The 14,139-nt window shown below is 71.1% G+C and carries 13 protein-coding genes; 6 read left to right on the top strand and 7 right to left on the bottom strand.

Features of this window, described 5'->3' with window-relative positions:
* Positions 1 to 77: 77 nt before the first annotated feature.
* Entirely contained in the window at positions 78 to 944 is an 867-nt protein-coding gene (gene motA, locus NJ376_RS01620) for a flagellar motor stator protein MotA (RefSeq protein WP_252951462.1), read from the bottom strand.
* Positions 941 to 1,978 carry a flagellar motor protein MotB gene (locus NJ376_RS01615; RefSeq protein WP_252951461.1) on the bottom strand — a complete coding sequence of 346 codons (1,038 nt, stop codon included), beginning with the start codon at positions 1,976 to 1,978 and terminating at the stop codon, positions 941 to 943. Before NJ376_RS01615 ends, motA begins: the two co-directional genes overlap by 4 nt.
* A 321-nt stretch (positions 1,979 to 2,299) precedes the next feature.
* Here NJ376_RS01615 and NJ376_RS01610 point away from each other — a divergent pair, with 321 nt between their 5' ends.
* The 4 genes from NJ376_RS01610 to NJ376_RS28955 all read left to right on the top strand — a co-directional run bounded on the left by NJ376_RS01610 (position 2,300) and on the right by NJ376_RS28955 (position 6,588).
* Positions 2,300 to 3,916: an ABC transporter substrate-binding protein gene (locus NJ376_RS01610; protein ID WP_252951460.1), complete on the top strand. Its 1,617-nt coding sequence runs from the start codon at positions 2,300 to 2,302 to the stop codon at positions 3,914 to 3,916.
* Positions 3,917 to 3,963: 47 nt separating this feature from the next.
* Positions 3,964 to 4,917, top strand: coding sequence for an ABC transporter permease (locus NJ376_RS01605; protein WP_252951459.1), 954 nt, complete (start codon positions 3,964 to 3,966; stop codon positions 4,915 to 4,917).
* A gap of 13 nt (positions 4,918 to 4,930) precedes the next feature.
* Positions 4,931 to 5,842, top strand: a complete 912-nt coding sequence (locus NJ376_RS01600; protein ID WP_252951458.1) for an ABC transporter permease — start codon at positions 4,931 to 4,933, stop codon at positions 5,840 to 5,842.
* Between the two features lie 173 nt (positions 5,843 to 6,015).
* Positions 6,016 to 6,588, top strand: coding sequence for a lipid-binding SYLF domain-containing protein (locus tag NJ376_RS28955; RefSeq protein WP_252951457.1), 573 nt, complete (start codon positions 6,016 to 6,018; stop codon positions 6,586 to 6,588).
* Between the two features lie 28 nt (positions 6,589 to 6,616).
* Here NJ376_RS28955 and NJ376_RS01590 read toward each other — a convergent pair whose 3' ends face one another.
* Complete coding sequence (locus tag NJ376_RS01590; protein ID WP_252951456.1) at positions 6,617 to 8,440, bottom strand: glycoside hydrolase family 15 protein; 1,824 nt, start codon at positions 8,438 to 8,440, stop codon at positions 6,617 to 6,619.
* A gap of 110 nt (positions 8,441 to 8,550) precedes the next feature.
* Positions 8,551 to 9,978 (bottom strand): helix-turn-helix domain-containing protein, encoded by a 1,428-nt coding sequence (locus tag NJ376_RS01585; protein WP_252951455.1) that lies wholly within the window; start codon positions 9,976 to 9,978, stop codon positions 8,551 to 8,553.
* Positions 9,979 to 10,128: 150 nt separating this feature from the next.
* On the opposite strand from NJ376_RS01585, the gene aceA reads away from it, so the two are divergent.
* On the top strand, positions 10,129 to 11,448 hold the full coding sequence (gene aceA / locus NJ376_RS01580) for an isocitrate lyase (RefSeq protein WP_252951454.1): 1,320 nt from the start codon (positions 10,129 to 10,131) through the stop codon (positions 11,446 to 11,448).
* A 19-nt stretch (positions 11,449 to 11,467) separates the two neighbouring features.
* On the top strand, positions 11,468 to 11,677 hold the full coding sequence (locus tag NJ376_RS01575) for a hypothetical protein (RefSeq protein WP_252951453.1): 210 nt from the start codon (positions 11,468 to 11,470) through the stop codon (positions 11,675 to 11,677).
* A 175-nt stretch (positions 11,678 to 11,852) separates the two neighbouring features.
* Here NJ376_RS01575 and NJ376_RS01570 read toward each other — a convergent pair whose 3' ends face one another.
* Genes NJ376_RS01570 through NJ376_RS01560 form a run of 3 tightly spaced genes read right to left on the bottom strand, consistent with a single transcriptional unit; the run spans position 11,853 to position 14,139 of the window.
* A complete protein-coding gene (locus NJ376_RS01570) occupies positions 11,853 to 12,482 on the bottom strand; it encodes a DUF1345 domain-containing protein (protein WP_252951452.1) in 630 nt (209 codons plus the stop codon).
* Complete coding sequence (locus NJ376_RS01565; protein ID WP_252951451.1) at positions 12,482 to 12,724, bottom strand: hypothetical protein; 243 nt, start codon at positions 12,722 to 12,724, stop codon at positions 12,482 to 12,484. Before NJ376_RS01565 ends, NJ376_RS01570 begins: the two co-directional genes overlap by 1 nt.
* A gap of 20 nt (positions 12,725 to 12,744) precedes the next feature.
* On the bottom strand, positions 12,745 to 14,139 hold the full coding sequence (locus tag NJ376_RS01560) for a YsnF/AvaK domain-containing protein (RefSeq protein WP_252951450.1): 1,395 nt from the start codon (positions 14,137 to 14,139) through the stop codon (positions 12,745 to 12,747).

Below are 14,139 nucleotides of genomic sequence, written 5' to 3'. Positions count from 1 at the left end.
CGGCGCAGAGCCGCCTGCCCTGCCCGCTCCGCCCGTCGGGAGGCCGACGGCATTCCAGGCGGGATACCGGCCCCGCTTCAGGAGATCTGCAGCTCCTGCAGCACCGCCTCCAGCTCCTGGAAGCTGGGCATGGAATGGGTGGGCACCGTCTTGCGGCCGGCCTCCACCGCCACCTGCGGCGCATTGCCATGGAGGTGGGAGACGATGACGGCGCGGATCACCTCGTAGAAGGCGGCCTCTTCCTCCACCACGCCCTTCAGCCGCGCCGCCATCGGCCCCATCATGCCATAGGCGAGGAGGATGCCGAGGAAGGTGCCGACCAGCGCGCCGCCGATCATCCCGCCCAGCACGGTGGGCGGCTGGTCGATGGAGGCCATGGTCTTGATGACCCCGAGCACCGCCGCAACGATGCCGAGCGCCGGCAGCGCATCCGCGATGTTCTGCATGGCGTGGGAGGCGTGCAGCTCCTCATTCGCCCGCTTCTTCAGCTCCCGCGCCATGATGTCCTCGATCTGGTGCGGATCGTCGGCGTTCATGCCGACCATGCGGAGATAGTCGCAGATCATCGCGACCGCGGTCTGGTCCGCGGCGATCTTTGGGAATTTCTGGAAGGCGGGGCTTTCCTCCGGCTTCTCGATATGCGGCTCCAGCGCCATGGAGCCCTTGGACTGCGCCAGGCGGACGAACCAGTAGAGCAGGGCGAGCAGATCCGTGTATTCGTGCTTGTGGAATTTGCAGCCCTTCACGATCTTCCCGAAGCCGCCCAGCACATGCTTGATGTCGTGCATGCTGTTGGACATGACGAAGGCGCCGATCGCCGCCCCGCCGATGGTGATCATCTCATGCGGCAGGGAGTGCAGGATGACGTCGAATTTGCCGCCGGCGATGACATAGCCGCCGAAGACGCAGGCCAGCAGGAAGACGAGGCCGCCGATCGTGGTCATGGGGCTCCCGGGGGGGCGGTGAGCGGCGCGGCGCGCAGCAGGGTGATGGCGACGCGGCGATTGGCCGCGGCCTGGGGCTGGTCGGGGATCAACGGGTCGCGGTCGGCATTGCCGGTGACGCTGCGCAGCCGGGCTTCGCCGATGCCGCCTTCCACCAGCAGGCGGCGCACGGCGTTGGCGCGCTCGGCGGAGAGCTCCCAATTGCTCCGCTCCCCGCCGCGGAAGGGCGTGGCATCCGTATGGCCGGAGATGGCGAGCGCATTGGGCAGCCGGGCGGCGACCTGCGCCACCTTCTGGATCAGGCCGCGCGCCCGCTCGTTCGGCGTGGCGCCGCCCACCGGGAACATGGGCTGGCGGTCCGCGTCCAGCAGCTGGATGCGCAGCCCTTCCGGCACCTGCTCGATGCGGAGCTGGCGGGCGAGATCGGCCAAGGCGGGGTCGTCCCGGATGGCGGCGCGCAGCTCCTCCGCCGCCTGCTCGAAGGCGGCAGCCTCGCGCCGCGCGGCCTCGGCGCGGAATTCGGCATCCGTGATCCCCTCCGCCCGGCTGCCGCCAAGGTTCCCCTCCGTGCTGCCGGGGCCCCCGGGGGCGGTCCGGCTCTCCTGCGAGCCCTGGCCGACCTCGCCGGGGATGGGGTGGTCCGTGGGGGCGCCGGGGCCGGATTGCGGCGCCTGCTCCGCCTCCTCCTCCTCGTCCAGGTCGATGCGGGTGGGGGCCGGGCCGCGCTCCACCCGCAACACGGTGGTGTCGGTGGACATCTCCCCGGGGGCGTTCGGGGTATTGCCGCCGAAGGGGGCGCCGGAGCCGCTGGTGCTGCGGCCGAGGACGTTGGTGGGGGCGAAGTAGTCCGCCAGGCCCCGGCGCTGCTCCTCCGAAGTGGCGTTGAGCAGCCACATCAGCAGGAAGAAGGCCATCATGGCGGTGACGAAGTCGGCATAGGCCACCTTCCAGGCGCCGCCATGGTGCCCGTGCCCGCCTTCCTCGTACTTCTTGACGACGATGGTCGCGCCGTCCCGCCTGCCCTTGCCCGCCATATGCCGGTGATGCTCCTGCGGCGCATTCTGCTGGGCGGGCCTTAAGAACTTCCCCACAAGACGCGGCCCGGGGCGCGATCGCGGCGCCGCCGGTGCGCGGCCGGGAGGATCACGGGGAGAGGCCAGGCGGCACCGCTGCCGGCATGGGCATTCTGCACCGGGAATGGGCAGAAATCCCGCCTCCCATTACCCGATCCGCCCCACAACCGCCCGCCAGCGCTGGCACAGGCCTTGCGAAACCCTGCCCGGGCCCGCCGGGAGGCGCGGGCCCGTCCGCCAGCACACGGCACAACAGCCAGGTCTTCCGGGAGACGCCCTGCCATGAGTCTCAGGCGCGCGATATTTGCTGCCTGCCTAGCCAGCCTGCCCCTGCTCGCCGCCGGCCCCGCCGCGGCGCAGGGTACCATCCGCATCGGCATGACCGCGGCGGACATCCCGCTGACCCACGGCCAGCCTGACCAGGGCTTCGAGGGCAACCGCTTCACCGGCGTCCCGCTCTATGACGCGCTGACCGCCTGGGACCTGTCCTCGGCCGACAAGCCCTCCGTCATCATCCCCGGCCTCGCCACGGAATGGGCGGTGGACGAGGCCGACAAGACGCGCTGGGTGTTCCGCCTCCGCCCCGGGGTCACCTTCCATGACGGCAGCCCCTTCAACGCCGATGCGGTGGTGTGGAACGTCCGCAAGGTGCTGGACCGCGAGGCGCCGCATTACGACCCGCGCCAGGTGGGGCTGACTGCGACGCGCATGCCGGCGCTGCGCCGGGCGGAGAAGATCGACGACCTGACCGTCGCGCTCATCACCAGCGAGCCGGACAGCCTGCTGCCGATCAACCTGACCAACCTCTTCATGGCGTCCCCCACCCAGTGGGAGAAGCACCGCGCCGCGACGCCGAATGCCGAGGCCGCGTGGAACGCCTTCGCCGCCAGCCCCGCCGGCACCGGGCCCTTCCGCCTGACCCGCTTCGTCGCGCGGGAACGAGTGGAGATGGTGCGGAACGAGAATTACTGGGGCGAGAAGGCGAAGGCCGAGCGGATCGTGCTGCTGCCGATCCCGGAGGCGAATGCCCGCACCGCCGCCCTGCTTTCCGGCCAGGTGGACTGGATCGAGGCGCCGGCGCCGGATTCCGTGCCGCAGCTCCGCGCCCGCAACATGGTCATCACCCAGAACCTGCAGCCGCATGTCTGGCCCTGGCAGCCCTGCTTCGTCCAGGGCAGCCCGCTGGCCGATGTGCGGGTGCGCCGGGCGCTGAACCTCGCCATCGACCGGGAGGGGATGAAGCAGCTCCTCGGCGGCTTCATGGCGGCGCCGGTGGGCACCGTGGCGCCCGGCCATCCCTGGTGGGGCAACCCTTCCTTCCAGATCCGCACGGACAAGGCGGAGGCGCGGCGCCTGCTGGCCGAGGCCGGCTACGGGCCGAGCCGGCCGCTGACTCTCAAGGTGCAGATCAGCGCCAGCGGCTCCGGCCAGATGCAGCCGCTGCCGATGAACGAGTTCCTGCAGCAGGACCTGAAGGAGGTCGGCGTCAACGTCGAGTTCGACGTGGTGGACTGGAACACGCTGTTCACCAATTGGCGCCAGGGCTGCAGCGCGCCGTCCGCCCGTGGGGCGCATGCCATCAACGTCTCCTTCGCCGCCATGGACCCCTTCTTCGCCATGGTGCGCTTCTGGGACAGCCGGATGGCGCCGCCCACGAGCAACAATTGGGGCTTCTTCAACGACCCGAAATTCGACCAGATGATCCGCGAGGCGCGCAACACCTTCGACCCGGCGGCGCGCGACGCGGCGCTGGCGCGGCTGCATGCCGCGGGGGTGGACGAGGCGCTATTCATCTGGATCGCGCATGACGTCTCGCCCCGCGCCATGACCCCGCGCATCCGCGGCTATGTCCAGCCGCAGAGTTGGTTCGTCGATCTCCGCCTGCCTTACGTCCAGTAGCGCCTGCCGGGCGGGCCGGCGGCCCGCCCCATTTGAGGAAGGACCGCATGATTCTCTACCTGCTCCGCCGCGCGCTCTACGCCATCCCCATCGCGCTCGCGGTCGGCTTCGTCTGCTTCATGCTGGTGCAGATCGCGCCGGGCGATCCGATCAACGCCATCGTTCCGCCGGATGCGCCGGCCGATGTGGTGGAGCAGGTGCGGAAGGATTACGGGCTGGACAAGCCGCTGCCCATGCAGTTCGGGCTGTGGCTGTACAAGGTGGTGCAGGGGGATCTCGGCCGGTCGCTGGCCACCGGGCGGCCGGTCTGGTCGGACCTTTCCACCGCCATCGGCAACACGCTGATGCTGGCCTTCTGCGCCTCGCTGCTCGGCTTCCTGCTGGGCTGCATCCTGGGCGGGCTGGCGGGGACCTTCCGCGGCTCGGCGGTGGATCGCGGCGCGGTCGGCCTCGCGGTCGCCGGCGTCTCGGTGCCGCATTACTGGCTCGGGATGGTGATGGTCGTCATCTTCTCCGTGCAGCTCAACTGGCTGCCGGCGATGGGCGCGGGGCCGGGCGGCTCCTCCGACTGGTCCTGGGACTGGGACCATGTGAAGCACCTGATCCTGCCCATGGTGACGCTCTCCGTCATCCCCATGGGCATCGTGACGCGGACGGTGCGCGGCCTGGTCGCCGAGATCATGAACCAGGAATTCATCACTGCGCTGCGCGGCAAGGGCATGACGCGCGGCGCCATCTTCCTGCATGTGGTGAAGAACGCCGCGCCGAACGCGCTGGCCGTGATGGGCCTGCAGCTCGGCTACCTGATGGGCGGCTCCATCCTGGTGGAGACGGTGTTCTCCTGGCCCGGGACCGGGCTGCTGCTGAACAGCGCCATCTTCCAGCGGGACCTGCCGGTGCTGCAGGGGACCATCCTGGTGCTGGCCATGTTCTTCGTGGCGCTGAACCTGATCGTCGATCTGATGCAGACGGCGCTCGACCCCCGAATCAAGCGGGCCTGAGGAGAGCGTTTTCATGAGCACCGCCACCACCCCCTCCGCCGCCGAGGCCGAGCTCGCCGTCCAGGCGCGGCAGGCCCAGGCGAAATCCGCCGGCTACTGGGCCGGCGTCTGGAAGCGCCTGCGGCGCGACCCGGTGACGATCGTCTGCGCCAGCCTCCTGCTGCTGATGCTGCTGGCCATCGTCTTCGCCCCGCTGCTGGCGCCGCACGACCCCTACCAGGGCAGCATGATCCGCCGCCTGCGGGCCATCGGCACGCCGAACTACCCGCTGGGCACGGATGAGCTGGGCCGGGACATCCTGACCCGGCTGCTCCATGGCGGGCGGCTCTCCTGGTTCATGGGCATCACCCCCGTGGTCTTCGCCTTCGTCATCGGCACCACGCTCGGCGTCACCGCCGGCTATGTCGGCGGCAAGGTGAACATGCTGATCATGCGCACCACGGACGTCTTCTACGCCTTCCCCTCCGTGCTGCTGGCCGTCGCCATCTCCGGCGCGCTCGGGGCGGGCATCTTCAACGCCATCCTGGCGCTGACCCTGGTCTTCATTCCGCAGATCATCCGGGTGGCAGAGAGCGTGACCCAGGGCGTGCGCAGCCTCGACTTCGTCGATGCGGCGCGGGCCTCCGGCGCCTCCGGCTTCACCATCGTCCGGGTGCATGTGCTGGGCAATGTGCTGGGGCCGATCTTCGTCTATTCCACCTCGCTGATCTCGGTCTGCATGATCATCGCCTCCGGCCTCTCCTTCCTCGGCCTCGGCACCAAGCCGCCGGAGCCGGAATGGGGGCTGATGCTGAACACCTTGCGCACCGCGATCTACGTTCAGCCCTGGGTGGCGGTGCTGCCCGGCGCCTGCATCTTCGTCACCTCCATCTGCTTCAACCTGCTGGCCGACGGGTTGCGGCAGGCGATGGATGTGAAGGGGTGACGCTTCCTTTCACGGTGCTGCCGCAGGGCGGCGCCGTGGGGCGGGACGTGCCGATGTCCTGGCGGTGTAGCGCGCCTTGCCGCACCGCCACGCGAAGGCCGGAGAGCCGTAATGAAACCCTGGCGTGAACGGCACGTTCCGGCGCGCACCGCAACCAATTCGGAATCCATGCCGTGATTCTTACCCATCGCCGCAGCCTCGCCCGCCTGATGCTGGCGGGCGCCGCCTTCGCCGCCCCGCTGGCGGCCCTGCCCCGCCCCGCCGCTGCCGCCACCCGGCGCGAGATCGACGCCGATGTCGAGGCGGCGATGATCCGGCTGCGGGAGCTGCCGAACACCGCCCCGCTGCTGCGGGAGGCGGTGGCGACGCTGGTCTTCCCGCGCATCGTCAGTGGCGGCTTCATCGTCGGCGGCCAGTACGGGGAGGGCGCGCTGCTGCGCGGCGGCCATACCGCCGGCTACTACTCCATCGCCGGCCTCTCCCTCGGCTTCCTGGCCGGGGCGCAGGCGGCGGGGCTGGCCATGTTCTTCATGCGGGAGGCGGCGCTCTCCGAGTTGAACCGCCGCGAGGGATGGGAGATCGGCACCGGCCCCTCCGTGGTGGTGCTGGACAAGGGGGTGCAGGCCAATGCCTCCTCCACCACCCTCACCGAGCCGGTCTATGCCATCACCTTCAACCAGCAGGGGCTGATGGCCGCGCTGGCGCTGAACGGCACCAAGATCACGAGGATCGACCCGGCGGCCTGACCGCCGCGGCGCCGCGGCGCGGCCGGCCTCAGGTGCGGGCCGCCGGCTGCGTCGTCTCGCCCTTCGCCCGCTCCCGCGCCGGGTGGTTGGCCAGGGCGAAGGCGAGGCCGACCAGGCCGAGATGCGAGAAGGCCTGGGGGAAATTCCCCACCTGTCGCCCCGCATGCGTGTCGTATTCCTCGGCCAGCAGGCCGACATCGTTGGCGAGGCCGATCAGCCGGTCCAGCACCGCATTCGCCTCCGCCCAGCGGCCCTGCAGCGCATAGACCTCCCCCAGCCAGGCGGTGCAGGCAAGGAAGGTGCCCTCCCGCTGGTGCTTCAGCCCTTCCACCGTGGGATCGGGGCGGTAGCGCAGCACCAGCCCGTCCTCCAGCAGCTCCTCCTCGATGGCGCGCACGGTGCCGCCGATGCGCGGGTCGTCCGCCGGCAGGAAGCCGACCAGCGGCATGCGCAGCAGGGAGGCATCGAGGGCGGGGCTGCCATAGCTCTGGGTGAAGCTGCCGCGCCCGGCATCGAAGCCCTGGGCGCAGACCTGGGCATGGACCTCCGCCCGCACCGCCCGCCAGGTCTCGAGCGGGCCGTCCAGCCCGTACTCCTCCGCGGCCCGGATGGCGCGGTCGAAGGCGACCCAGACCATGACCTTGGACTGGACGAAATGCCGGCGCGGCCCGCGCACTTCCCACAGGCCGGAATCCGGCTCCCGCCAGATCTGCATGAGGTGGTTCAGCATCTCCCGCGTCATCGCCCAGGCCTGGCCGTCCCGCCGCAGCCCGACATGGCGGGCGGTGTAGAAGGCGTCCACCACCTCGCCATAGACGTCGAGCTGCAATTGGGCGCTGGCCTCGTTGCCGATGCGCACGGGGGCGGCGCCCTCATAGCCTGGCAGCCAGGGCAGGATCATCTCCGGCGTGCGGCGCTGCCCCGCCAGGCCGTAGAGCGGGCGCACCTGGGAGGCGCTGCCGGCGACGGCGCGCAGCAGCCAGCTCCGCCAGGCCTCCGCCTCCCCGAGATGGCCGGCGCGGACCAGGGCGTGCAGCGTCAGCGCCGCATCGCGCAGCCAGCAGAGCCGGTAATCCCAGTTGCGGTCGCCGCCCAGCGTCTCCGGCAGGGAGGTGGTGGGGGCGGCGACGATGCCGCCGGTGGGCGCATAGGTCAGCGCCTTCAGGGTCAGCAGCGACCGCCGCAGCATCTCCGGATGCGGGCTTTCCTCCGCGATGCGGCAGCCGGCCAGCCAGTCGGACCAGTGATGCTCGGTGGTGGCGATGGCGCAGAGGGCATCGACGGGCGGGCCGGGCGCCTTGTGGGATTCCGTCCAGACCAAGTGGAAGGGCACCGCCTCCCCGGCCGCGACGGTGAACTCCGCGCAGGTCTTGTAGCCTTCGCCATGCAGCGTGGCCGGGGTGCGGAGGGCCACCTGGTCCGGCCCGCAGACGGCGAGCAGCGCGCCGTCCGGCGCGCGATGCACCCAGGGGATGAGGGAGCCGTAGTCGAATCGCAGGACCAGCTCCATCGCCATGCGCACGCGGCCGCTTCGGCCTTCCACCAACCGCACCAGGTCGGCGGCGTCGTTGCGCAGGGGCATGCAGTCGATGATGGCGACGGTGCCCTCCGCGGTCTCGAACTCCGTCTCCAGCACCAGCGTGCCGGGGCGGTAGCGGCGGCGCACGGCCAGCACCTCCCCCTCCGGCGCAATGTGCCAGCGGCCATTCTCCGGCGAGCCGAGCAGGGCGGCGAAGCAGGCGGCGCTGTCGAAGCGGGGCAGGCAGAGCCAGTCGATCGAGCCATCCTTGCCGACCAGCGCGGCGGTATGGCCATCGGCGATCAGGGCGTAATCCTCGATAGGCAGGGGCATGGACGGTCCTTGCGGTTTCGGATGCTGGACTCGCGGGGGGGCGCCGGGGTTCCATGGAGCAGAGTATCCTTCCGTAACCATGGCCCGGGCCGACGTGCCCGGAAGCCGGGTCAGCGGAGCGGGGTGGTGCCGCGGCCCGATCCCGCCCGCATCTCGAAACGCCAGGGCGCCGCGCTCGTCACCAGCGGGTCCAGCGCCAGCCGGTGTTCCAGCGGCGGGAAGGCTCGGCTACGGCATTCCGCCCGGTCGCAGAGCCGGCAGGACAGCCCGATGCCGACCGCGGCGGCCTCCAGCTCAAGCCCCTCCGCATAGACCAGCTCCGGAGCACGGGAGAGGTCGCAGCCGATCGCCACCACATGGACGGCCGGCGGCTCCCCCCAACGCGCGGGCGGGGCCTGCACGCTGCGCGCCAGGCAGAGGAAGCCGGCGCCATCCGGCAGCCGCGCCACCTGCACCCGCAGCGTGCCGGGCGTGGCGAAGGCGTGATGCACGATCCATTTGGGGCAGGAGCCGCCGAAGCGGGCGAAGGGGAAGCCGGCGGCGGAGAAGCGCTTGTCCACATTGCCCGCCGGATCGACGCGCAGGAAGAAGAAGGGGATGCCGCGCGCGCCCTCCCGCTGCAGCGTCGTCAGCCGGTGGCAGACCTGCTCGAAGGAGACGCCGAAGCGGGCGGCAAGGGCTTCCAGGTCGTGCCGCAGCGCCTGCGCCGCGGCGAGGAAGGGGGCGTAGGGCATCAGCAGTGCGCCGGCGGCGTAGTTCAGCAGCCCGATGCGGATGAGCTGCGCCGCCTCCTGGCTGGTGGCCTCGAACCCCGCCATGGCGGCCTGCACCGCCTCCCCGGCCTCGAGCAGCATGAGCTGGAAGGCAAGCTGGAAGCCGCGGCTCTCGCGCGGCAGGGTCTCGGAGAGCTCCAGCCGCCGCCCCGCCGGGTCAAAGCGCCGGAGCGTGCCGCCGAGCGGGCCGACCGTCACGAGGAGGCCATGCCGCTCCCGCAGCCTTTGCGCCACCGCGTGGTTCATCTCGGCCGGCGCGCTGACACGCATCTCCGCCGCCAGCGCCTCCGCTGCCGCCTCCAGCATGGGGAAGTGGTTGGCGCGGTCATGGAAGAAGTCGCGCGCCTCCTCCGTCGGCAGCAGCAGGCGGCGGCCGGTGGGCAGGGCGATGCCGCCGCTATCCTCCCGCGCCACGCGCCAGGCGCGGTAGAGGGCGAGCATGGCGCGCGCCGCCTGGGGCGCGCTGCCGGCCAGCGTCGCCAGCTCCGCCTCCGGCACCTCCTCCAGGCCGAGCAGCGGGTCGGACAGCACCTCCCGCAGCCCGGTCTCCAGCGCCTTCTCCTCACGGCCGGAGAGGGTGGCGAGATCGACCTGCAGCGCCTCGGTCAGCTTGATCAGCAGGCTGGCGGTGACGGCGCGCTGGTCGTGCTCGATGAGGTTCAGGTAGCTGGCGGAGATGCCGAGGCGGCTGGCCAGGGCCTGCTGGGTCTGCCCCTTCTCCTGCCGCAGCCGCCGCAGGGTGCGGCCGATGAGCGCGCGGCCCATGCTTTACATCCTTTACAAGATTTACACGCTTCCTGTGAAAAGCGTCACGGCTTTGCCATGGTCGATGCTGTTTGGGCGCTGAACTTCGGCGGTGCAATGTGAATTATTCACTCGACCGGCGGCGATCGCCGGATCGTTTGGAGAATCGACATGCGCCCCACCCCGCTTCCCGCCCAGGCCCCGGATGGCAGCCATGGCGGGGCCTGGCATGAGCCCGGCCGGTTCGACGGCATCCGCCGCGACTACACCCCGGAGGATGTCGCCCGGCTGGCCGGCAGCTTCCGCGTCCAGCACACCCTGGCCGATATGGGCGCGCGGCGCCTCTGGCAGCTGCTGAAGACCGAACCCTACGTGAACACGCTGGGCGCGCTGACCGGCATGCAGGCGCTACAGCAGGTGAAGGCGGGGCTGAAGGCCATCTACCTCTCCGGCTGGCAGGTGGCGGCCGATGCCAACAGCGCCGCGACCATGTATCCGGACCAGTCGCTCTACCCGGTGGATTCCGTGCCCACCGTGGTGCGGCGGATCAACAACGCGCTGCGCCGCGCCGACCAGATCGCGGTGCAGGAGGGGAAGGGCGATCAGACCCACTACATGGCGCCGGTCATCGCCGATGCCGAGGCCGGCTTCGGTGGCGCGCTGAACGCCTATGAGCTGATGCGGGCGATGATCGAGGCCGGCGCCGCCGGCGTGCATTTCGAGGATCAGCTCGCCTCGGAGAAGAAGTGCGGCCATCTCGGCGGCAAGGTGCTGGTGCCGATCAGCCAGCATATCCGCACCCTGAACGCCGCCCGCCTGGCCGCCGATGTGGAGGGCGTGCCGACCGTGCTGCTCTGCCGGACGGATGCCGAGAGCGCGCAGCTCCTCACCAGCGATGTGGATGAGCGCGACCGGCCCTTCATCACCGGCGAGCGCACGCCGGAAGGCTTCTTCCGCATCAAGCCGGGTGTCGGCAAGCAATACGCCATCGCCCGCGGCCTGGCCTACGCCCCCTATGCCGATCTGCTGTGGTGGGAGACGAGCGAGCCGGACCTGCAGGATGCGCGCGACTTCGCCGAGGCGATCCACCGCGAATTCCCGGGCAAGATGCTGGCCTATAATTGCTCGCCGAGCTTCAACTGGCAGCGGAAGATGGGCGTCGAGGCCGCGGCGCAGTTCCAGCGCGAGATCGGCGCCATGGGCTATAAATTCCAGTTCGTCACCCTGGCCGGCTTCCACAGCCTGAACCTGTCCATGTTCAAGCTGGCCCGCGGCTATGCCGAGCGCGGCATGGGCGCCTATTCCGAGCTGCAGCAGGCGGAGTTCGCCGCCGAGGCCGAGGGCTTCACCGCGGTGCGGCACCAGCGGGAAGTCGGCGTCGGCTATTTCGACGCGGTGGCGACGGCGGCGGGTGGCGGCCAGTCCTCCACCACGGCGCTGGCGACCAGCACCGAGGCCGCGCAGTTCCACGACCACGCCGCGACGCACTGAGCGACGGGAGGAGCACCCCATGTCCCACGACCAGTATGATGACGGGTTGGTGCACGCCCATCACTGGGCGCGCGAGAAGCCGCTGCAGCAGCCCTCCCGGACGCCGCGCCAGGCGGAGCTTGCCGCCGCCATGGCGCAGCATCCGGAGGAGATGGCCGAGGCCTATGATGATGGGCTGGTGCATGGCCATGGCTGGGCGTCCTCGGACGGCAGCCGGATGCCTGGCTGAGGCCAGCCAGGCCACGGGGTGGGGGTGACCCTGGGCATCCTTGGCAGGGGAGGGGTGCGGCGCACCCCTTCCGCGTCCCGGGCTCCCGGCGGGCGGGAAGGCGGCTTTGCCGGCTCCCGCACCCGACGCCGGAGAACCCGCTTGGCGAAGCTGAGCTCCTCGGTCCCCGGCAACGCTAGCCGAGCAGCCCTGCCGCCAGGTTCACCGCCGTCGCCAGGATGACCATGTTGAACAGGAAGGACACCAGCGCATGCACCAGCGTGAGCTGGCGCAGCAGCCGGGCGGAGATCTGTACATCTGAGGTCTGGAAGGTCATCCCGACGGTGAAGGCGAAGTAGAGGAAATCGCCGAAGAGCGGCGTCTCCCCGCCGGGGAATTCCAGCCCGCCGCCGGCCTGCCAGTACTCATGCGCGTAGCGCACGGTGAAGACGAGGTGCACGAAGACCCAGGACAGGCCGATGGTGAACAGGCCGATGGCCACATCCCGCGGCGCCGCCGCGTCGCGGCCCGCCGCCAGGTGCCAGGCCACCGCCACCAGCGAGGCCAGGGCGGCGGCGAGGCTCGCCGCCAGCACCATGCCCTCGCCCTCGTCCAGCTCCTCCGCCCGGCGGCGGAGCATCTCGGGCGTTGCCTGGCGCATGAGGTTGACGGTCGCGAGGATCCAGGCCGCGACGCCGAGGGACCAGCCGATCAGCATGGCCCGCGGCGCAGGCTGGCCGAGCTCCCAAAGCAGGCCGCCGCTCAGCAGCGCCAGCCCGGCGGCGAAGAGCAGCACCTTCCGGTGATGCAGCAGGCCAAGGCGCATCAGGCGGCGCTGCCCCAGGCGCAGGGTGCGGACACCTCCAGCAGAATGACGGCATGCCGGCCCATGCCGCCATCCTCCGCCACGCCGCGTCTGCCGGCAAGCGCCGGGCGGACGGTGAGGGGCGCCTGGCGATAGCCGCCGCCAAGCGCCTGTGCCGCCGTGGTGCCCGCTGGGATGCCGGTGAAGGCGCGGGCCGGTCCGGGGGCGGGCGGCCCGGGCGCGCCGCCCGCCGGGCGGTGCATCCCGGCTCAGCAGGGCGGCGTCAGCGTTCCGGGTCGCGGGTCGTCCGCGGCGCGGTGCCAGGGGCGGGGGTGGGGGCGCGGTCGTCCTCCACTTTCACCTCGGTGTGGCGCACCGTGTCGGAGATGGTCTCGGTCCGCTCCTCCACCTGCTTGCGCAGCCGCACCTCCTCCCGCACCCGGGCCTCCTTGCTGACGACGGCCTCCTCGGAGGTTTCCGTCGCCTCGATGCTGCGCTCGGTGAAGGCTGCCGCATCGGCCGCGGTCGCCGGGCGGTCCACCGGCCGGCGCTCCACCTCCACATGCTCCTGGCGCAGCTGCACCTGCTCCTGCACCGGGGTTTCCACCACATAGCTGCGAACCCGGACGCGGCCCTGCTGCGCCTCCCGCTTGCCGACGCGCAGCCGCTCCTCCACCAGCGGAATCACCTCGCCGCCGTCGGAGGCCCTATCGGCGGAGACGCCGGTGGCCGGCATCGTCGTGCCGCCCGCAGCGGCGGCTCCCGCTGCCGGTGCGGGCTGCGGCGCCGGCATGGGCGGCGTGGCCGGCATGGGCTGCGCCGCCATGCCCGTGCGCTCGCCATCGCTGCTCGGCCCCAGCACCGCATCGCCGCCATAGCTGGACATCGGCGCGGTGCCGGCTTCCTCGCCGGTCCAGCCGCCGGCGCGCCATTCGGATTCGCGGGCATCCAGGTCCACGGCGCCATGCCGCTCGAAGGCGTCCATCACCGCCTCCAGCTCCGCCTCCTCCGCCCGGACGGAGACCATGATGCCGCCGCGGCGCAACCCCTCCGCATAGGTGGCGCGGTCTTCCTCCGGCAGGAACAGGTCGCGCAGCGAGGCCAGGAAGCCGTGATGCGATTCGTCGCGGCGCTCCATCGTCCCCGCCGTCGCATTCTCCTCGCCGGCAGCGTGAACGGTGATGCGGTCACGGTCGATGCCGTGCTGCTGCACCAGCGTCTCCACCGTGCGCTCGGCCTCGGCGCGGGAATCGAACAAGCCAGTGATCATGCGTGTCATGAGCCTCTCCTGCTGTTGCGGATCGGGGGGCAGGCGTTCGATCACGGGCTCCTGGCGGCGCAGCGCGATGCGCTTCACCTCCTGCCTTTCGCCATGGGCCAGGCGCAGCCGCACCTCCTCCCGCAGCATCAGGCGGCGCTCCACCACCAGCACTTCCTCGAGCACCGGGATGACGAGGGTGTCACCCTCCTCCCGCACCGGCGGCGGCGCCGGGACCGGCCGGTTGACCGGTATGCGGGTGATCTCCACCCTGCGCTGCCGCAGCACCTCCTCCACCACCCGCTCCTCGGTCGCGGTGGCCAGGGTGATGCGGACGCGGCCGGTCGCCCGGGTCGCGCGCGTCACCTTCAGCCTTTCCTCGAGGATGGGGATGACGGTCTCGGCCGGCTCCTCCTGCAT

This window comes from Siccirubricoccus soli (genome assembly GCF_024178315.1).
Classification (GTDB): Bacteria; Pseudomonadota; Alphaproteobacteria; order Acetobacterales; family Acetobacteraceae; genus Siccirubricoccus; species Siccirubricoccus soli.
The sequence above is the reverse complement of the archived record's forward strand: the minus strand, read 5'-3'. Positions and strand labels throughout refer to the sequence as shown.